This is a genomic window from Duganella sp. AC917 (assembly GCF_979258245.1).
Map to the genome: position 1 here is coordinate 3,227,968 of NZ_OZ409848.1, position 20,477 is coordinate 3,248,444.

Here is a 20,477-nt window from a genome sequence, read left to right on the forward strand (position 1 = left end):
GGGTAGCGATTGGTACTCTTTTACGTCATTGGCGGAAGCGGTGAGATTCGAACTCACGAACGGCTCACACCGTCGGCAGTTTTCAAGACTGCTGCCTTCAACCACTCGGCCACGCTTCCTATGGCGCAGCATTATACAGAATTCAACCCCGTCATGGGAAATCAGCCGTCTCCGGACAAAAATGCTGCGTTGGCGACTCATGGCGGATTACGGCGTTCCGCCTGATCCGCCCCACGGGAAAATCCGTCAAGCAGCTCTGCTGGCCTGCCCCGGCGTCCAGTTCTCGCGCAGCGCCAGCTCGAAGGCTGCCGCCTCCAGCGGCTGCGAGAACAGATAACCCTGCACCTCGTCGCAGCCGGAATTCTTCAGAAACGCCAGCTGCTCGACCGTCTCCACACCTTCCGCGATCACTTTATGCTTGAGCTGTTGTGCGATGCTGATGATGGTGTTGGCGATCGCGCAGTCATTGGCGTCGCTCGGTATCCCGATCGTGAACGAGCGGTCGATCTTCAACGTGTCGATCGGGAACCGCTTCAGATACGACAAGCTCGAATACCCGGTGCCGAAGTCGTCCAGCGACAACGTCACGCCCAGCGCGGTGATCCGGTCCATGATGCCGATCACGCGGTCGATGTTGTGCATCAAGGTGCTTTCGGTGATCTCCAGCTCCAGCCACGACGGCTCCAGCCCGTAACGGTTGAGCGTGTCCATCACCCGCCCCGGCAACGATGCGGTGAATTCGCGCGCGGAGACATTGACCGCCAACCGTATCGGCGGCAGGCCGGCGTCCTTCCACAGCTTGGCCTGCGAACAGGCAGCCTCCAGCACCCACTCGCCCACCTGCACCACCAGCCCGGTCGCCTCGGCCAGCGGGATGAATTCGGCCGGCGGCACCAGGCCGCGCTCGGGATGGCGCCAGCGCACCAGCGCTTCGGCGCCGATGATCTTGCCGTTGTCGATGGAGAATTTGGGCTGGTAGTGCAGCAGCAGCTCGCCGTTGCCGAGCGCGTGGCGCAGTCCGGTTTCGATGCGCATGCGCTCCTGCATGCCCTGGTTCATGTCCTGGCTGTAGAAGGCGACGTGGTCGCCGTTGGCGCCGCCCTCCTGCTTGGCGCGGTACATGGCGATGTCGGCCAGGCGCAGCAAGGTTTCGGCGTCGTCGCCGTCCTGCGGGTAGACGCTGATGCCGATGCTGCCGCCGACGCGCAGATCGTGGCCGTCGATGACGATCGGGCTGTTGAGCGTGGCCAGCAGCTTTTGCGCGACCATGCTGGCTTCGAAGTGTTGCCCGAGGTCGAACAGGCCGATGGCGAATTCGTCGCCGCCCAGCCGCGCCACCAGGTCCTGATCGCGCAGCACCGTGCGGAAGCGCCGCGCCACTTCGCACAGCAAGGCGTCGCCGATCTTGCGCCCGAGCGTGTCGTTGATCATCTTGAAGCGGTTGAGGTCGATGAACAGCACGCAGCCTTGCAGCTTGCCGCGCTGCGCGACCATCAAGGCCTGGTCGACCAGCTTGGTCAGCAAGGTGCGGTTGGGCAGGTTAGTCAGCGCGTCGTAGTAAGCGAGGTGGTGGATGCGCTCTTCGGCCAGCTTGCGCTCGGTGATGTCGGTCAGATAGGCAATCAGCCCCATCGATCGCTTGTTGAGGTCGCACAGCGGCGAGAGCGACAAACTGGCCCAGAACACTTCGCCCGATTTTTTCTTGCGCCGCACTTCCATCAGCCGTCCACCCTGCTCGAGGAACGGGTCGTGCGCGTCGATGTCTTCCTCGTCGTACAGGAACAGGATGTTGCGCCCCACCGCTTCGACCGACGTGTAGCCGAACAGCCGCTCCGCGCCCTTGTTCCAGCTGAGGATGAAGCCGTTCATGTCCATCGTCACCACCGATTCGTGGATGTGGTCGAGGATCTGCGCCTGGTGCTGCAACTGCGATTCGACCTGCACGTACGCGTGCGTGCTGCGCTGCGCCAGCGAATGCACCTGCAGCACGCTGGCGGCCAGGGTGGCGAGGCTGGCCAGATGCTGGCGGTCGGCGTCGCTGTAGCCGAGCCGGCCGGAGACGATGAAGCGGCCGAAGTAGCGGTCCTCGAACCAGATGTCCTGCGTCAGGCTAGGGACGGCGGCGTCGTTGGCGGCCTGGATTTCCTCCACCGGCGGCTCGACCAGCAACGAGACGGCATCGGCCGGCAGGTATTCGCCCAGCGGGCTGTTGGTAACGCTGCGCACGATGCGTCCCAGTTCCTCGGCCATGGCGCTGCCGCGCAGGCGCAACACGGCGTCGCAGACGGCGGCGCTGTGGTTGAGGAAGTCGGAGACGGGATGGTCGGCCATGTTTTAGAGATTCCTGCTAACCTGGATGGCCCAGTGGTAGGCTTGCAGCTGCGCTTGCCAGTAGGTGTCGGGGTCGACGCCCGCCTTCTCGAGTCCGGCGCGGTCGTGGTGTTCGACCAGGCTGAGCAATTCACCCAGCGGGCCGCCACGGTCCAGCAACGCCATGACCACATCCAGATCGAGGCTGAGCGCGGCGACGATTTCCGTCATCGACATGCCCAGCAATACATCCAGCAGCGAGAACACGCCGGCGACGAAGGCCATGTCCTGCTGGTCGCGGTCCCAGCCGAGCGATTTGCTGAGCGCTTCCATGTGGGCCGCGCGCACTGCCGCCAGCGGCAGCAGCGGGTTGGCCAGGCCGTCGTCCTGCTGGCGCGCGTACAGCAGCAACTGCAGCCAGCGTTGCAGCTGGCGCCGCCCCAGCACGTTGATGGCCTGGCCGAAGCTGTGGATCGGCGAACTGAGCGCGAAGGCGGCCGAGTTGACCAGCTTTAACAGGTGGTAGGACAGCGCCGGGTCTTGCTTGAGCAGCACTTCGAGCTCGCGCGAGTCGGCGTCGCGCGCCAGCATGCCGAGCAGCGCCAGCAGCCGCTTGCGCGAGGTGCCGTCGCCGGCGTTGTCTTGCGACGGATGCAGCGCGTAGTCGCCGCTGAACCAGTGGAAGCCGGCGTGCGCGCATTCGGCGATGCGCAGCTCGCTGTGCATGCCGGCGGCCAGGTGAGGGCCGGGCTGGCCGATCAGCGCGATCACAGGCGGCAGCCTGGTCGAGGCGTCCACCATCAGCGAGGTGGCGCCGCACAAGGTGGCGGTCGAACCGGCGGTGACGCCTTCGATCATGATGCGATAGCCGGCCTCGGCGATCGTGGCGAGCTTCTTTTGCACCGGCACGTCGGCGCACGGTTCGGCCGGCACGCGCAGGATCACGCGTCCGGGCGGCAGGCTCGATAGTTGCGACAGTTCCAGCGTCGCCGGATCGGGCACCGGCACGATGCAGTCGAGCGGCGCCAACGCGGCGAAAACGTCGGGGGTTCTGAACAACGTCAGCGTGGACTGGAAGGCGTCGCCCGCGTCGGCGGATAATTCGAAAGCAAGCGCCACCCACTCGTTGCGAGCGTTGGACACCGCTTGGAATTCCACCAGGGGAAACGGGCTAGTATCTGGCGCGGACATCAATTTCTCATCGAGGGTTGTACGAGCAGCATCGTTCGACTATGACGGGGCAAACCAATACCATGGGGCAGTAGTGTAATTTGCAATATGACCAGTATAGGAACAACTGACTGCACACGAAAACATTTTTCTTTTTACACAATTGCAATTTTCTAAGCAATTAGAATATATCAGATATTGCCGGACAAACACGGAATATTAGAAATTGCTCAACAGTATTAGAGCTTCGGCTCGATTTTGTTGCATGCAAACAAAGAATCATGGTGAAAGTTACGTTATTGGGCGTGTTGGACGGCAAAACGGATCAATTCGGCCTGCCCTTCGATGCCGAGCTTGCGCTTGATGTTGAGCCGGTGCGTTTCCACGGTGCGCACGCTGAGGTCGAGCGCGCGGGCGATCTGCTTGTTCGATTCGCCGTTGGCGATGTGACGCAACACTTCGTGCTCGCGCGAGGTCAGCTGGTTGTCCTGGTTCTGCGGCTGCGCCAGCTGGCGCGCCAGCGCGGCGCTGTAATAAATGCCGCCGGACATGACGGTCTCGATGGCAACGACGATGTCCTTGCCCGGCGCGTCCTTGAGCACGTAACCGCGCGCGCCGGCCTGGATCGCCTGCGACACGTATTCCAGCTTGTCGTGCATCGACAGGATCAGCACGGCGATGTGCGGGAACGCCTGCTTGAACTGGGCGGTCGCCTCGATGCCGTTGGTGCCGCGCATATTGATATCCATCAGCACCAGGTCGACCGCGCACTGGGCGGCCTGCTCCAGCGCCTCGGCCGCGCCGCCGGCCTCGGCCACCACCTCGAACTGCGGCATCGCTTCCAGCCGCGCGCGCAGGCCGTCGCGCACCAGGGGATGGTCGTCGACCAGCAGGATTTTGATTGTAGGGGTCATCGCTTGCTTCTTCCGGTACTCAATAAAATGCAGGGTTGATTCATATTAGCCGTTGCGGCGGCTTTGTTCAGCTATTGTTGGCGGCGTAGGCGCTCAGCACCGTGCCGTCCGCCGACGACACCAGCTCGAAGCGCCCGCCGATGGCGTCGATCCGCTCCATCATATTGCGCAGGCCGATGCCGTGCTTGGGATGCAGCGCGATGCCCTCGGCGTCGAAGCCGACGCCGTCGTCGCTGATGCGCAGGTTCACGCCCTTGCCGTCACCGGTCAGGCCGATCTCGATGGCGCTGGCGCCGGCGTGGCGCTCGATGTTGGTCAGCGCCTCCTGGGCGATGCGGAACAGCACCGTGTTGGCGACATCGGCCAGGCCGTCGGTGACGCCGCTGGCCTCGAAGCGCACCGGCGTGCCGCTGCTGAGCGTGTACTCCTGCCCCAGGTGGTGCAATGCCGCCGCCAGGCCCAGGTCGTCGAGGATGGCCGGACGCAGGTTGTGCGAGATGCGCCGCACCTCGCCCATCACGTTGCTCAGTTGCCCGGCCGCGTGCTCGAACACCGCGTGCGCGGCCTGCCGCTGCTCGGGCTTGTCCGACGACAAGCGGATCATGCCCGCCTCGATCTGCAGCTTGATCGATACCAGCCACTGGCTGATGCCGTCGTGCAGGTCGCGCGAGAGCCGCGCCCGCTCCTGTTCCTGCGATTCGACCACCCGCTGCGCCAGCGCTTTAAGCTTGGCGTCGGCGACGCGGAATTCGCTGATGTTCAGCGCGAGCCCGCTGCTGGCGACCGTCACCGAGGCGGCGATGGCGATGGCGGCGATCCACAGCATCGTGTTGTGGATGTTGCCCGATTGCTGGATGTCGATCTTGGCCAGCGCGCGGTCGACGTCGTCGAGATAGATGCCGGTGCCCATCATCCAGCCCCAGTTCGGCATCGCCACCACGTAGCCGAGCTTGGCCACGGGCTTGCGGGTCGACGGCTTGATCCACATGTAGCGCTCCAGCCCGCCGCCGGCGCGGGCGCGCTGCAGCAGGTTCTGGATGGTCGGCCGGCCCAGCGCGTCGCGCAGTTCGAACAGGTTGCGGCCGACCAGCTCCGGCTGGCGTGGATGCATCAGGGTGTTGCCGCTCATATCGTACAAAAAGAAATAACCGTCGTCGCCGTAGCTCAGCGACGACAGGATGCGCTTGGCCTCCTCCAACGTCGCCGGGTCGTTGCGGCCGGAATTGTACAGGTGCGAGATCGAATGCGAGGCCAGCGCGACGTAGTGCTTGAGCTCGGCCTCCTTGCTGCTCAGATACGCTTGCTGGATGGTGTCGCGCTGCTGCTGCGCCAGCAACACCGACTGGTGCCGCACCGCCAGCGCGATCGCGCACAGCGCCAGGATCAGCGGCGTGATGGCCAGGAATATGACTTTTTGCCGCAACTTCATGAGAGACCGCCCATCCGTTAATCCGATCCGCGCGATTCTACGCCTCCGCGCGCGCGCGGCCGTACGTAGTACTACCTAGCGCGCCTGCGTAGTGCTGCGCTTGCGCCCGTTATCAGCTTCATGAATACTCTGTATAAGCTGCCACGATGCCGAGTTGACAATGGTCAACCCGGTCAAGCAGGGCGGCACAGACGAAGTGCAGGATTACCTTGGAGGAAGCATGAAATCATTACCCACAACCACACCCCAGACCCTGGCCAGCAAGCTCGGCTGGGCGGCGCTGGCCTTGTGCGGCGCCGCCGCGCTGGGCGTGGTGGCGCTCAAGCGCGGCGAGTCCGTCAGCGCGATCTGGATCGTCATCGCCGCCGTGTGCGTCTACCTGATCGCCTACCGCTACTACAGCCTGTACATCGCCGACAAGGTGCTGGGGCTCGACGACAAGCGCATGACGCCGGCCGCCAAGCTCAACGACGGCCTCGACTACGTGCCGACCAATAAATACGTGTTGTTCGGCCACCACTTCGCCGCCATCGCCGGCGCCGGTCCGCTGGTCGGCCCGGTGCTGGCCGCGCAGATGGGCTACCTGCCCGGCATGCTGTGGATACTGGCCGGCGTGGTGTTCGCCGGCGCGGTGCAGGACTTCATCGTGCTGTTCATCTCGATGCGCCGCGACGGCCGCTCGCTGGGCGACCTGATCAAATCGGAACTGGGACAGATCCCCGGCATGATCGCGCTCCTGGGCACCTTCATGATCATGGTCATCATCCTGGCGGTGCTGGCGCTGATCGTGGTCAAGGCCCTGACCGGCTCGCCATGGGGCAGCTTCACCGTGATGATGACGATTCCGATCGCGCTGTTCATGGGCGTGTATTCGCGCTACATCCGTGTCGGCCGCATCGGCGAGGTGTCGATCATCGGCTTTGTGCTGTTGATGGCGGCCATCTTCGGCGGCCAGTACGTGCAGGAAAATCCGGCGCTGGCGCCGATGTTCAACTTCACCGGCACCGAGCTGACCTGGATGCTGATCGGCTACGGCTTCGTCGCCTCGGTGTTGCCGGTGTGGCTGCTGCTGGCGCCGCGCGACTACCTGTCGACCTTCCTCAAGATCGGCACCATCGTCGGCCTGGCGGTCGGCATCCTGTTTGTCGCGCCTTACCTGAAAATGCCGGCGTTCACGCAATTCATCGACGGCAGCGGCCCGGTCTGGTCGGGCTCGATGTTCCCGTTCCTGTTCATCACCATCGCCTGCGGCGCCGTGTCCGGCTTCCACGCGCTGATCTCGTCGGGCACCACGCCCAAGATGATCGAGAATGAAAGCCACGCCCGCTTCATCGGCTACGGCGCCATGCTGATGGAATCGTTCGTTGCCATCATGGCGCTGGTGGCCGCCTCGACCATCGAGCCGGGCATCTACTTCGCCATGAACAGCCCGGCCGCGCTGATCGGCACCACCGCCGAGTCCGCCGCTGCGGCGATCTCGCAGTGGGGCTTCTACGTCACGCCGGAAATGCTGACGCAAACCGCCAAGGATGTTGGCGAGCACAGCATCATCTCGCGCGCCGGCGGCGCCCCCACGCTGGCGGTCGGCATGGCCCACATCCTGTCGAACGTCATCGGCGGCAAGGCCATGATGGCCTTCTGGTACCACTTCGCGATTCTGTTCGAGGCGCTGTTCATCCTCACCGCCGTCGACGCCGGCACCCGCGCAGGCCGCTTCATGCTGCAGGATTTGCTGGGCGCCTTCGTGCCGTCGATGAAAAAGACCGAGAACGTGTTCGCCAACCTGACCGCGACCGCGCTGTGCGTGGCGGCCTGGGGCTACTTCCTGTACCAGGGCGTGGTCGATCCGCTGGGCGGCATTAACACCTTGTGGCCGCTGTTCGGCATCGCCAACCAGATGCTGGCGGCGATCGCGCTGATGCTGGGCACCTGCGTGCTGTTCAAGATGAAGCGCGGCAAGTTCGCCTGGGTCACCATCGTGCCGACCATCTGGCTGCTGCTGTGCACGTTGACGGCCGGCTGGCAGAAAATCTTCGACGCCAATCCGAAAATCGGTTTCCTGGCGCACGCGTCGAAGTACCAGGCCGCGCTCGACGAGGGCAAGCTGCTGGCGCCGGCCAAGTCGGTGGCGCAGATGCACCAGATCGTGTTCAACGATTACCTCGACGCGTCGCTGGCCGGTTTCTTTGTCATCGTCGTGCTCAGCGTGCTGGTGTTCGGCATCCGCACCGTGATGCTGGCGCGCGCCAGCAGCAAGCCCACCGCCATGGAAAGTCCGATGGTGCTGGCGCCCAAGGTGCAATGATGTTGGGCGACATCGCCAAGGCCGGCCGCTATCTCGGGCAAAGCATGCGCCTGATGATGGGCCTGCCGGACTACGACACCTATGTCAGCCATCGGGAAGCCACCCATCCCGATGAGCCGATGATGACGTACGAGGAATTCTTCCGCGAGCGCCAGGAGGCGCGCTACGGCGGCGCCGGCAAGCGCGGCGGTTGTTGTTGATGGATTGAGTGGCCAAGGCCGGTTCCCAGGAACCGGCTTTTTTTTCGCCTATCACAAACTTTTTGCGGAACTTTTGATTTAACTCATCTGTCCAAACTCCTTGAGCCGCCGGTAGGCAGACGCGGCTATCAGTGCGACGTCGATTGCCATGCCGGCGATGATGCTGGCCAAGCGACGCCGCCCCGGAGACGCGGAGACGCGGAGACGAATAATGAGCAAAATGGAACAGAATCTGGACGCCACGCTGGAACAGATACTCGAGCTGGCGCGCTGGGCGCCCAGCGGCGACAACACCCAGCCGTGGCGCTTCGAAATCCTCGACACCCGCCGCCTGATCGTACACGGCCGCGACACGCGCGACCACTGCGTCTACGACCTGGACGGCCACCCCAGCCAGATCTCGCTGGGCGCGCTGCTGGAAACGATGGCCATCGCCGCCAGCACCTTCGCGCTGGCGATGCAGGCGGCGCGGCGGCAGGAGGCCCCCGAGGCGCGCCCCACCTTCATCGTCGACTTCGTGCCGGCGCCCGCGCGTGAAGCCGATCCGCTGGCGGACGTTATCCTGTCGCGCAGCGTGCAGCGCCGGCCGCTGAGCCGGCGCCCGTTGACGGCGGCCGAAAAGACCGCGCTGTCCGCCACACTGCCGTCGGGCTTTGGCGTGACCTGGCTCGAAGGCCCCCGGCGCCTGGCGGCTGCGCGTTTGATGTACCGCAACGCCAAGCTGCGGCTGACGATGCCGGAGGCGCACCAGGTGCACCAGGCCGTCATCGAATGGAACGCCCGCTATAGCGAGGACCGCATGCCCGACCAGGCGCTGGGCGTGGACGCCATGACGGCCAGGTTGATGCGCTGGATCATGCGCGACTGGCGCCGCGTGGCGTTCTTCAACACCTGGCTGGCCGGCACGGTGGCGCCGCGCCTGCAGATGGACCTGATCCCCGGCCTGGCCTGCGCGGCCCACTTCGTGCTCACCGCGCAGCGCCGCCCGCGGCGCATCGACGACTACGTCGCGGCGGGCCGGGCCATGCAGCGCTTCTGGCTGACGGCCACCGCGCAAGGCCTGCAATTGCAGCCGGAGCTGACGCCGCTGATCTTTTCCCGTTACGTACGCGAGGGCCGCGTGTTTTCCGCCACGCCGGGCATGCAGCAGCGCGCGGCCGGTCTGGCGCAACAGGGCGAGCTGCTGGTGGGCAAGCAGGCTTGGGAGACGGCCGTGTTCATGGGCCGCATCGGCGCCGGCGAGGCAGCGACGGCGCGCTCGGTTCGCAAGCCGCTGCGGCAACTGCTGGTCGGACCGATGGCGGGGAGCCGCTGATGCGCGCCATCAAGCCGTTGCAGATCGCCGTCTTCCTGGGCTTGCTGACGGTGATACTGGCGCTGGGCATCGGCGCCACCGCGCTGCTGCTGTGCGACCTGCCGCTGGGCGATTTTCGCGGCGTGGCGCTGCTGCTGGCGGCCGTGCTGCTGACCTATCTGGCGGCCTTTGCCGTCTATCGCTGTTTCCTGTTCTTCATGCCGCTGCGCGAGGGCGAGGTGCTGGAACACTCGCGCGACGAACTGGCCGCCAACGTCAATATCCTGTTCTACCTGCTGCTGTTCAATTCGCTGATCCGCACGCACTTCATCCCGGTGCCGATCGTGCGGCTGATCTACCTGGCGCTCGGCGCCAGGCTCGGCGCCAACACCTACAGCGCCGGCGCCCTGCTCGACCCGCCGCTTACGCGCATCGGCAGCAACACCATCATCGGCCACGACGCGGCAATCTTCGCGCATGTGATCGAAGGCAGCCGGCTCGAGCTCAAAGCGGTCGTCATCGGCGACACCGTCACCATCGGCGCCAAGGCGGTGGTGATGGCGGGCGTGCACATCGGCGACAACGCCATCGTCTCGGCCGGCGCGGTGGTCATCAAGGACACCCGCATCGGCGCCGGCGAGATCTGGGGCGGGATTCCGGCGCGCAAAATCAAAGCGACCTCGACAGTAAAAGCAAGCGAGCTGAGCTAGAGCAAGCAAGTGCCGGAATTTTTTACGCACTTTTCGACCTGCAACACACATCGCGACGCAAGCCCTTGAATACACAGGCTTCGCTACCGCTGGCAGGGCTTTTGCTCAAGTGATGGCGCGACCTTGATTTCCAGGGTCTTCTATTTCTTGGGGAACAGCTATGAACTATTACAAACCTGCCGCCGCCATCCTGGCCGCCGCGCTGGCCACGCCATTCGCCGCGTTGTCCGCACCGGTCGTCGGCCTCGATCCCACCGGCACCGGCACCTATACCACGTATGCCGACCTGTGGACCAACATCACCGACACCGCCGTGGTCACCGGCTTCGTGCCCGGCGCCACCGTCGGCGGTCCGGGCGGCATCGCGCCGTACCTGACCACGCTGCACACGCAGACCGTCATCGGCACCATGAGCAACAGCAACGTCGGCGCGGTTGTCACGCCGGCCGGCCTGAACACCAGCTTCGAGCTGACCAAGGTGGTGCGCTTCGAGGAACTGGTCACGTCGCAAAACGCCACCACCGCGACCTTCGGGCTGGCGCCCAGCCAGTCGGCGGCGATGGACATCGACCCCACCCGCGCCGGCGTGCAGAACTTCGCGGTGTTCCTCGACCGCATCACACCGGGCGGCCCCAGCCAGGCCGTGCCCGGCAACGGCGTCGATACCGTGCGCTGCTACGGCACCGGCGTGACCGGCGGCGGCGCCAACGGTTGCGGCGGCGGCGCCGACGCGGACGGCGACGGCGTCATGGTGCTGTCGGGCCATCTGATCTTCAACACCGCCAGCTTCACCGCCAGCGGCGCCGTCGGCACCGGTTCGTTCGACACCCGCTTCATCATCGACTATGTCGATCCCGCCTACCTGGACATCGTCACCGGCTCGGTGTTCATGGACCGCTTCACCGGCACCACCAATGTGCCGTCATTCTTTACACCGACCTCGATGTGGGACGGCACCACGCCAACCACCGTGCCGTTCCTGAAGGTGGACTCGTCGCAATCGTTCGCCGCCGTGCCGGAGCCCGGCACCGTGGCCATCATCGGGCTGGGCCTGGCCGGGCTGGCGCTGAGCAAACGCCGCAAAACCACCCCCGCCTGCTGATTTGCCGTCGCAACGACGGCATCCTTTTCCGCGGTTTTCAACGGACCCGGTGCCATGCCCGCGGTCCGTTTTTTTCTTGACGGATTTTTTTACATTAGTTGCAAGGGTGAAGTAGCGGCGTGGCGCAAGTGCTTGATTCCTTACGGTTCACCTTGCTTGGCAAGGGTTTTGCTGTATAGCCGGTACGATCCCGATTTCCGGGCTCCGTCAACTCCAGGGAGCACACACATGAACCTCATCAAACCCGCACTGGCCGCCGCCGCCATCGCCACCGCGCTGGCCGCCCCGCTCACCGCCAGCGCCGGCCCCACTGTGGGCCTCGATGTCACCGGCAGTGGCGCCTACAGCACCTACGCCGACCTGTGGACCAACGTCACCGACACCGGGCTGGCCACCGGCTTCATCCCCGGCATCACGGTCGGCCCCGGCGGCAGCGCGCCCTACCTGACCGAGCTGCGCTCGCAGATGGTCATCGGCACCATGTCGAACAGCAATACGCCCGCCATCGTCACCCCTGGCGGCCTGAACACGACATTTGAAATCAGCAAGGTGGTGCGCTTCCAGGAGCTGGTCGACAGCCAGACGCCGACCACCGCCCACTTCGCGATGCCGCCATCGCAGTCGGTGGCGATGGACGTCGATCCGCTGCGCGCCGGCGTGCAAAACATCGCCATCTACTTCGACCGCATCACCGCCGGCCCCGGCAGCAGCCGCGCGGTGCCCGGCAACGGCGGCGCCACCGTGCGCTGCTACGGCACCGGTTCGACCTCGACCGGCTGCGGCACCTCGCCGGGCGACACCGACGGCGACGGCATCATCATCCTGTCGGGCCACCTGGTGTTCAACGACGCCAGCTTCACCGCCAGCGGCACGGTCGGCACCGGCTCGTTCGATTCGCGCTTCATGATCGATTACGTCGATCCGGCCTACCTCGACATCGTCACCGGCTCGATCTTCCAGGACATGGTCACCGGCACCACCAACGTGCCGTCGTTCTTCCGCCCGACGATGATGTGGGACGGCACCACGCCGACCACGGTGCCGTTCCTGAAGGTGGACTCGTCGCAAAGCTTCGGCGCGGTGGCGGTGCCGGAACCGGGCACCCTGGCCATCATGGGCCTGGGCTTCGCGGGCCTGGCAATGGGCAGCCGCCGGAAAGTCAGCACCGAGGGCAAATCCTGACACGGCGGCTGTGTAATCTTGGCGGACCCTGGCGGCGTACCTCGGTCCGTTTTTTTTCGTCCGCGTTTTTTACGGTCACAGCGGCAACAGCTTGAGCAGCAGACCCGACAACCGCACGCCGGCGTCGTAGCGGACGAACTGCTCGGCCACCTTGCGCGCGCAGGCCTTCGGGCCCGGTTGTTCGAGCAAGTCGACGGCGGTGCGGCGCAAGGCGTCCTGGTCCAAACGGTCCGAGCGCAGCAAGGCGCCGGCGCCGCTGGCCACCACGCCGTGCATGTTGAGGTACTGGTCGAGGTTGCCGGCAATGCCCAACACCGGTACGCAGGCGCTCAACGCCTGCTGGCTGGTAGGACTGCCGCCGTTGCAGATGACCAGGCTGGAGCGCCGCGCCGCCTCGATGCCCGGCAGATAGGCGGCCACGTGCGCATTGGGCGGCGCCGCCCCCAGCGCCTCCATGGCCACGTTGCCGGCGGTCGCGGCGATCACGCTGACCGGCAACGGCGCCAGCGCCTGCAACACGCGCGGCAGCAACGCGCCCTGCCCGGAACTGCCCAAGGTCACATACACGATCGGCCTGCCGGCCGGCAACGCGTCCCACCAGTCAGGCAGCGCGGTCGGCGGCGACCATGTGACCGGCCCCAGATAACAATGGGTGGAGGGCAAGTTCAACGGCGGAAACATCTCGGGGATGTCGGCGTACAGCACGTGGTCGGCGTCGGTGTAGACCCGGCGCAAATCGTGGCCCAGCGGCGCCAGGCCGTAGGTGCGGCGCACCTGGTTGAGCGGCACGCTGTGCAAGGCGAACGCCAGCGGGCGCGCCAGCTTGAACAGGCGGTCGGCGAGAGCGATCGGCAGCACCCGCGACAGGCCGATCGCCGGCACGCTGTAATGCTGGCGCACGTGGGGACTCCAATAGGCGTTGATCAAACTCACGTAAGGCACCCCGGCCAGGCGCGCGCTGACCGACAGCGACAGGCGGAAGTCGCCGATCACCACGTCCGGCCGCACTTGCTTGAGCACGCGCAGGTCGTCTTCGACATAGCGGTGCAAGGTCGCCGTGTCGTACACCGGCTTGCCCGCCGCCAGCGCGGCCAGGAAGCGCGCGCTGGAAATGCTGGTGATGCTCCAGCTGCGCACGTTGCTGCCCTTAAAAAACATTTCATAGCCGGGCGCGCAGGCGATGTGGACCTCGTAGCGCCGGGGATTGAGCGTGCCGGCCAGCGCCAGCGGTCGTCCCACGTGCGCCAACGTCACCGCCTCGGACACAAACAAGATCTTTTTACGTTCCATATCGCCAGCTTGAAGTGTGGTATCGGAAAGGCTTTGAGAATGCGCAAACGTGCGGCTTTAGACCTAGATCAACATCGCCTTTGCCACAAACCTATATTTTTCCTAATGGCACTCAAGAATCGCGTGCCGCGCACCGCCCGCGTCGACGCTTTCGGCGCCCACTGTATTGTTGGGAACCGCTACGCGATGTTCAATTTCGAACGTTCCGGCCTGAGCCAGAAACTGACCATCATTTCCGTGCTGTCGACGGGCAGCGCCCTGATGCTGGTATTCATCGCCTTTGCCGTCACCGCCGTGCTCAGCCACACCGACGATGAGCGCAAGCAACTGTCGTCGCTGGCCGGCGTAATCGGCAACAACAGCATGATCGCGCTATCGCGCGGCGACCGCAAGCAAGCTGAGCAGACGTTGGCGACCCTGGGCGAAGAGGACGACATCCTGCAGGCGGCGCTGTACGACGGCGACGGCAAGGTGCTGGCGCGCTACACGTCGGACGATCTGCCGGCCGACCAGCAGGCCCCGCCGCTGCTCGACATCCCGCCGGCCGGGCCGGAGGTGCGCAGCGAACGCACGGGCCCGCCCTGGGCGCCGGCCATGCGCCTGCAGCGCGACCTGCGCGGGCGCGACGCGCTGGCCGGCACCGTGCTCATCGAGCGCTCGCAGGCGCGCATGTGGATCGACATCTTGAAGAATCTGGGCGCGTCGGCGGTGGCGGCCGTGCTGGCGTTCATGACGGCGTTGCTGATGGCAGCGCGCTTCAAGGGCACCGTGGCCGAGCCCGTGGGCAAGCTGATCGCGGCGGCGCAGCAGGTCAGCCGCGGCCAGCCCACCGAGCGCATCAGCCACCAGCGCAGCGACGAGCTCGGCGCGTTGATCGACAGCTTCAACGACATGCTGGCCCAGGTCGAGGCACGCGACGGCGCGCTGGCGCAGTACCGCGACCAGCTCGAGCGCCAGGTCGGCGTGCGCACCGAGCAGCTGGAAAAGGCCAAGAATGCGGCCGAGGCGGCCAGCCAGGCCAAGAGCGCCTTCCTGGCCACGATGAGCCATGAAATCCGCACGCCGATGAACGGCGTGCTGGGGATGACCGAGTTGCTGCTGGCGACGCGCCTGAGCGAACAGCAACGCCATTACACCAGCATGGTCAAGCGTTCCGGCGAGCATTTGCTGGTGATCATCAACGACATCCTGGACTTCTCGAAGATCGAGGCCGGCAAGCTGACGGTGGAATATATCCACTTCAACTTCCGCGATTTGCTCGACGACATAGACAACGTCTTTTCGCCGCAGGCGCAGGCCAAGGGCATCCGGCTGGAGCTGGCCATCGCCAACGACATCCCGGTGGCCATCCATGGCGACCCGAACCGCTTGCGCCAGGTGATCTTCAATCTGCTGGGCAATGCCGTCAAATTCACCGAGAGCGGCAAGATCACGGTCAAGGTCGCCGTGGTGCAGGAGGATACGCAAACGGTCGGGCTGCGCTTCGAGGTGCACGACACCGGCATCGGCGTCTCGAACGAGGCGCGCTCGCGCATTTTCGATTCCTTCTCGCAAGCGGACGGCTCGACCACGCGCAAACACGGCGGCACCGGGCTCGGACTGGCGATCTCAAAACAACTGGTGGAGCTCATGGGAGGCACGATAGGCGTCGACCATGCGTTAACTCAAGGGTCGATCTTTTGGTTTGCCGTAAATTTCGATAAACCTCGCGTCGATTTTGACGATCCCTCCAACACCAATCTGGGAATACGCGCTTTGATTGTCGACGAAAACCCCACCAGCCGCGCCGAACTGGAACGCCGGCTGACGGCCTGGCGCGTGCTCAGCACGAGCGCCTCGGCCACCCAGGCGCTGCAACAGCTGCGGCACGCCGCGTCGGCCGCCCAGCCTTTCGACGTCGTGCTGCTCGACATGGAGCTGCCGCGCACCAGCGGCCTGGCCCTGGCTGCGGCGATCCACGCCGACGCCGGCCTCGCCGGCGCGCGGCTGTTGTTGCTGAGCACCGAGCGCAACGCCGCCGACCGGGTCCAGCAGCGCGAGGCCGGGGTCGCCTTTCAACTGATCAAGCCACCGCGCGAGTGCGACCTGTACGACTGCGTCGTCAGCCAGACGCAGGCGCGGCGCGCCGAACCGGCGCGCACGGCGCCGCCGCCGGCCCCCGCCACCCTGCCGTCGCCGCCCCACGGCGACGAGCGGCCGAACCGCCTGCCGCCCACGGGCGCGGCCTCGCCGGCGGCCCCGCCGCTGTCGACCTTCAGCTCCAGCACGGCGTTGCCGGCGCAGCGCGCGCGCAAGGGCCGCAAGGTATTGCTGGCCGAGGACAATCCGGTCAACGTCGAAGTGGCCAGCGCGATGCTGGAGGGGCTGGGACTGGACGTCAGCCGCGCCTGCAACGGCCAGGAAGCGTTGCGCTCGGTGCAGGCCGGCGATTTCGACCTGATCCTGATGGACTGCCAAATGCCGGTGATGGACGGCTTCGCCGCCACCACCGAGATCCGCCGCCACGAGCAACTGCGCGGGCGTTCGCGCAGCCTGCCGATCATCGCCATCACCGCCAACGCGCTGCAGGGCGACCGCGAATCCTGTCTGGCCGCCGGCATGGACGATTACCTGAGCAAGCCGTTCACGCAGCAAGCGCTGGGTCAGACCATCGGTCGCTGGATCACGCTGCCACGCATGGCGCCGGCGCCGCAGGACGCCCCGGAAACCGCCATCGCGCCGGTGGTGGCGGCAGCCCTGGCGCCGCTGCAGGAATCGCTGATCAACCGGCAGGCGCTGGAAAACATCCGCGCGCTCAGCGCCAGCAATGGCAACGCGTTGCTCGAGCGCGTCTTGCAGGCCTACCTGGACGACACCCCGACCCATTTGCGCACCATTAAATCGGCCATCGACAGCCGCAGCACGGTGCAAATGCGCAAGGCCGCCCACAGCCTCAAATCCAGCAGCGCCAACGTGGGCGCCGACGCGCTGGCCCAGCGCTGCAAGGAAATGGAACAGCTGGGCCGCAACGATACCACCGCAGGCGCAGCCGCCCTGCTCGACGATATGGAACGATCTTTCCAGGCCGTGCGGCAGGCATTGGGAGCTATCCTGGAAAAGGAAATCTGACATGGCAACGCCCTTCTCCCCCAAGCGCGGTCTGGTGCTGGTTGCCGACGACGATCCGGTCATGCGTCTGCTGATGCTGGAAATGCTGGCCCAGGTCGGCCTCGACGCCATCGAAGCCGAGGACGGCGTGCAGGCGCTGGCCAGCTACCAGAGCACGGCGCCGGACCTGGTGCTGCTCGACGTCGAGATGCCCGGCATGGACGGCTTTTCCGTGTGCCGCGAAATCCGCCGTCTGGAAACGCATTCGGTGGTGCCCATCATCATGGTCACCGGCGGCGACGAGCTCGAATCGGTCACCAAGGCCTACGAGGCCGGCGCCACCGATTTCGTCTCCAAGCCGATCAACTGGCCCATCCTCGGCCACCGCGTGCTGTACGTGCTGCGCGCCAGCGACGCCATCACCCGCCTGCGCATTGCCGACGCCCACCACCGCGCCGTGCTGGCGGCGATCCCGGACACCTTCTTCCGCATGAACAAGGACGGCTTCTATCTGGACTACGAGCAAGGCCATGAAGCAAGCAGCGTGTTCTCGAGCGACAATTGCGTCGGCCGCCACCTGAACCAGGTGCTGCCGGAGGACATCGCGCAGCACATGCTCGAAGAGGTGCGCACGGTGCTCGACACCCAGCATATCCGCTCGCTCGACTACGAACTGCCGATTCCCGGCCCCGGCCCCGTGCAGCGCGTGCGCCACGGCGAGCACGCGGTGCCCGCGCCGGTGCGCCATTTCGAGGCGCGCCTGGTGGCCACCGGTCCCGACGAGGTGCTCGGCCTGGTGCGCGACATCAGCGAACGCAAGCGCACCGAGGAACAGATCCGCCGGCTGGCCTATTGCGACAGCCTGACCGGCATCCCGAACCGCCAAGCCTTCCTGGAGACGCTCGAAGCCGAGCTGACCCGCTCGCGCAAGGGCAACAAGAAATTCGCCGTGCTGTTCATGGACCTGGACGCCTTCAAGCGCATCAACGACACGCTAGGCCACGACGTCGGCGACCATTTGCTGATGGCCGTGTCCGAACGGCTGCGCGAAACCACGCGGCCCAGCGACTTGGTCTCGCGCACCGAGGTCGGCGGCAACAATCTGGCGCGGCTCGGCGGCGACGAGTTCACCATCCTGATTCCCGATCTGGAACGGGTGGAAAACGCGCTCAACGTCGCGCACCGGGTCAAGGAAGCGATGCGGCGGCCGTTCCTGATCGACGCCCACGAAATCTTCGTCACGGCCAGCATCGGCATTTCCTTGTATCCCGAGGACGGCGAGGATTGCAACTCGCTGCTCAAATACGCCGACACGGCGATGTACCACGCCAAGAACTGCGGCAAGAACAACGCCAAGCTGTACAGCTCATCGCTGACGATGCAAATCATGAGCCACGTCAAACTCGAGGTCGGCCTGCGCAAGGCCTTGCAGAACGACGAGCTGTATCTGCTGTATCAGCCGCAGATCGACGTTGCCAGCGCGCAGATCGTCGGCGTCGAGGCGCTGGTGCGCTGGCGCCACCCGGAGCGCGGCGTGATCTCGCCCACCGAATTCATCCCGCTGGCCGAGGAGACCGGCCTGATCGTCCCGATCGGCGAATGGGTGCTGCGTACGGCCTGCAAGCAAGCGATGGCGTGGCAAACGGTCGGCAAGCGGCCGTTGCGGGTGGCGGTCAACCTGTCGGCAAAGCAGTTCAAGGATGAGAATCTGACGCAGATCGTCATGTCGGCGCTGGACGATACCGGGCTGGCTGCCGACTTGCTGGAACTCGAGCTGACCGAAGGCACGCTGATGGACGACGCCCGCGCGACCATGGTCACGCTGGAACAGTTGCGTGCCATCGGCGTGTACCTGTCGATCGACGATTTCGGCACCGGGTACTCGTCGATGAATTATCTCAAGCGCTTCGACGTGCGGGCGCTCAAGATCGACAAGAGTTTTATCAGCGGGTTGCCGCAGGATTCCGAGAACGCGGCCATCACGCGCGCGATCATCGCCATGGCGCACGGGCTCAAGATGGCGGTGGTGGCCGAGGGCGTGGAAACCGACGCGCAGTTGGTGCTGCTGGAGGAATATGGTTGCGACATGGTGCAGGGTTACTACCTGGGCCACCCGTCGCCGCCGGAATCGATCAGCATCATGCTCAGCAACCAGTGGGCGCTGGCGGCGCCGTTGTAACGCCCCCGGGCATGCATTACCTAGGAGGCCCTACGTGCCGCCCCAACGGCTCAGAGAACGCCGTCGCGCTTCATGGCGGCGATCTCGTCGTCGCTGTATCCCAGCGACCGCAACACCTCACCGTTATGCTGTCCCAACGCCGGCCCTATCCACTGCGTACGCCCGGGCGTGGCCGACAGCTTGGGCGAAATCGCCGGCAGCTTGACCGGCGTGCCATCGGCAAACTGGTGCTGCTCGAACATCTCGCGCGCCAAAAACTGCGGATCGGTCATCATATCGCGCACCGAATAAATTTTACCGGCCGGCACATCCGCAGCCTTCAACACCGTCAGCGCGCTGTCGATATCCTGCGTATCGCACCACGCCTGGATGGCGTCATCGATTTCCTGCGTGCGCTGCACGCGGCCATCGTTGCGTTCCAGCTGCGCGTCCCCGGCCAGATCGAAGCGGCCCATGGCCAGCATCAGCCGCTTGAAGATCGCGTCGCCATTGCCGGCGATAACAATGTTCTCGCCATCGCTGGTGGTATAGGTATTGGACGGCACGATCCCCGGCAGCGCGCCACCGGTACGCTCGCGCACCACGCCGGCGTGATCGAACTCTGGCACCAGCGACTCCATCAGGTTGAAGACGGACTCGTACAGCGCCACATCGACCATCTGGCCCTCGCCTTCGAGCCTGCCGCCGGTGGTGTCGCGATGCCGCAGCGCCATCATCGCGCCGATCACGCCGTGCAGCGCGGCGACCGAGTCGCCGATCGACACGCCGACGCGCACCGGCGGCCGGTCCGCGTGACCGGACACATAGCGCAAGCCGCCCATCGATTCGCCGATCGCGCCGAAGCCCGGCAAGTCCTTCATCGGCCCGGTCTGGCCGAAGCCGGACAGCCGCACCATGATGGTGGCGGGATTGAGCGCCTTCAATTGCTCGTAGCCGATGCCCCATTTTTCCAGCACGCCGGGACGGTAGTTTTCGACGATGATGTCGGCTTCCAGCGCCAGTTGACGGACGATGGCGCGGCCACGCTCGCTCTTCATATTGAGCGTCAGCGATTTCTTGTTGCGCGACTGTACCGACCACCACAGCGACGTGCCATCCTTCAGCACCCGCCATTTACGGATCGGGTCGCCACCCTCGGGCGATTCGATCTTGATCACCTCGGCGCCGAACTCGGCCAGCATGCGCGCGCAGAAAGGCCCGGCGATGAGCGTGCCCAACTCCAGCACCTTGATGCCGGCCAGGGGCAAAGCAGCGGTTTCAGGCGGCATGCCGCCTGCCTGCGTGCGGTGTTCCCCTGCAGCGGAA

14 protein-coding genes and 1 tRNA gene are annotated in these 20,477 nt (G+C 65.3%); 8 read left to right on the forward strand and 7 right to left on the reverse strand.

Features of this window, described 5'->3' with window-relative positions:
• Positions 1 to 29 precede the first annotated feature (29 nt).
• From ACZ0BA_RS13990 to ACZ0BA_RS14010, 5 genes are all read right to left on the reverse strand, one after another.
• A tRNA-Ser gene (locus ACZ0BA_RS13990) sits at positions 30 to 119 on the reverse strand.
• A gap of 127 nt (positions 120 to 246) precedes the next feature.
• Positions 247 to 2,331: a putative bifunctional diguanylate cyclase/phosphodiesterase gene (locus tag ACZ0BA_RS13995; RefSeq protein WP_463451859.1), complete on the reverse strand. Its 2,085-nt coding sequence runs from the start codon at positions 2,329 to 2,331 to the stop codon at positions 247 to 249.
• Positions 2,332 to 2,334: 3 nt separating this feature from the next.
• Positions 2,335 to 3,501 carry an EAL and HDOD domain-containing protein gene (locus ACZ0BA_RS14000; protein WP_463451860.1) on the reverse strand — a complete coding sequence of 389 codons (1,167 nt, stop codon included), beginning with the start codon at positions 3,499 to 3,501 and terminating at the stop codon, positions 2,335 to 2,337.
• A gap of 275 nt (positions 3,502 to 3,776) precedes the next feature.
• The gene (locus ACZ0BA_RS14005) at positions 3,777 to 4,394 is read right to left on the reverse strand and encodes a response regulator (protein ID WP_463451861.1); all 618 of its coding nucleotides are present in this window, start codon (positions 4,392 to 4,394) and stop codon (positions 3,777 to 3,779) included.
• Between the two features lie 67 nt (positions 4,395 to 4,461).
• Complete coding sequence (locus tag ACZ0BA_RS14010) at positions 4,462 to 5,823, reverse strand: cache domain-containing protein (protein ID WP_463451862.1); 1,362 nt, start codon at positions 5,821 to 5,823, stop codon at positions 4,462 to 4,464.
• A 220-nt stretch (positions 5,824 to 6,043) separates the two neighbouring features.
• Between ACZ0BA_RS14010 and ACZ0BA_RS14015 the strand changes: the two genes are divergently transcribed.
• The 6 genes from ACZ0BA_RS14015 to ACZ0BA_RS14040 all read left to right on the forward strand — a co-directional run bounded on the left by ACZ0BA_RS14015 (position 6,044) and on the right by ACZ0BA_RS14040 (position 12,616).
• On the forward strand, positions 6,044 to 8,128 hold the full coding sequence (locus ACZ0BA_RS14015; protein WP_463451863.1) for a carbon starvation CstA family protein: 2,085 nt from the start codon (positions 6,044 to 6,046) through the stop codon (positions 8,126 to 8,128).
• A complete protein-coding gene (locus ACZ0BA_RS14020; protein ID WP_209720512.1) occupies positions 8,128 to 8,328 on the forward strand; it encodes a YbdD/YjiX family protein in 201 nt (66 codons plus the stop codon). Before ACZ0BA_RS14015 ends, ACZ0BA_RS14020 begins: the two co-directional genes overlap by 1 nt.
• A 211-nt stretch (positions 8,329 to 8,539) precedes the next feature.
• Complete coding sequence (locus ACZ0BA_RS14025; protein WP_463451864.1) at positions 8,540 to 9,643, forward strand: nitroreductase family protein; 1,104 nt, start codon at positions 8,540 to 8,542, stop codon at positions 9,641 to 9,643.
• Positions 9,643 to 10,332, forward strand: coding sequence for an acyltransferase (locus tag ACZ0BA_RS14030; protein ID WP_463451865.1), 690 nt, complete (start codon positions 9,643 to 9,645; stop codon positions 10,330 to 10,332). Before ACZ0BA_RS14025 ends, ACZ0BA_RS14030 begins: the two co-directional genes overlap by 1 nt.
• Before the next feature lie 160 nt (positions 10,333 to 10,492).
• Entirely contained in the window at positions 10,493 to 11,434 is a 942-nt protein-coding gene (locus tag ACZ0BA_RS14035; RefSeq protein ID WP_463451866.1) for a PEP-CTERM sorting domain-containing protein, read from the forward strand.
• 228 nt (positions 11,435 to 11,662) lie between these two features.
• Positions 11,663 to 12,616 carry a PEP-CTERM sorting domain-containing protein gene (locus tag ACZ0BA_RS14040; RefSeq protein ID WP_463451867.1) on the forward strand — a complete coding sequence of 318 codons (954 nt, stop codon included), beginning with the start codon at positions 11,663 to 11,665 and terminating at the stop codon, positions 12,614 to 12,616.
• 75 nt (positions 12,617 to 12,691) lie between these two features.
• Here the strand turns inward: ACZ0BA_RS14040 and ACZ0BA_RS14045 are convergent, their stop codons facing one another.
• Positions 12,692 to 13,906: a glycosyltransferase gene (locus ACZ0BA_RS14045; protein ID WP_463451868.1), complete on the reverse strand. Its 1,215-nt coding sequence runs from the start codon at positions 13,904 to 13,906 to the stop codon at positions 12,692 to 12,694.
• A 186-nt stretch (positions 13,907 to 14,092) separates the two neighbouring features.
• On the opposite strand from ACZ0BA_RS14045, the gene ACZ0BA_RS14050 reads away from it, so the two are divergent.
• Both ACZ0BA_RS14050 and ACZ0BA_RS14055 read left to right on the forward strand, forming a co-directional pair.
• Positions 14,093 to 17,014 carry a response regulator gene (locus ACZ0BA_RS14050; RefSeq protein ID WP_463454754.1) on the forward strand — a complete coding sequence of 974 codons (2,922 nt, stop codon included), beginning with the start codon at positions 14,093 to 14,095 and terminating at the stop codon, positions 17,012 to 17,014.
• A 1-nt stretch (position 17,015) separates the two neighbouring features.
• Positions 17,016 to 19,172, forward strand: a complete 2,157-nt coding sequence (locus tag ACZ0BA_RS14055; protein WP_463451869.1) for a putative bifunctional diguanylate cyclase/phosphodiesterase — start codon at positions 17,016 to 17,018, stop codon at positions 19,170 to 19,172.
• Positions 19,173 to 19,222: 50 nt separating this feature from the next.
• On the opposite strand, the gene ACZ0BA_RS14060 is transcribed toward ACZ0BA_RS14055, so the two are convergent.
• On the reverse strand, positions 19,223 to 20,440 hold the full coding sequence (locus ACZ0BA_RS14060) for a CaiB/BaiF CoA transferase family protein (protein WP_463451870.1): 1,218 nt from the start codon (positions 20,438 to 20,440) through the stop codon (positions 19,223 to 19,225).
• Between the last annotated feature and the right edge of the window lie 37 nt (positions 20,441 to 20,477).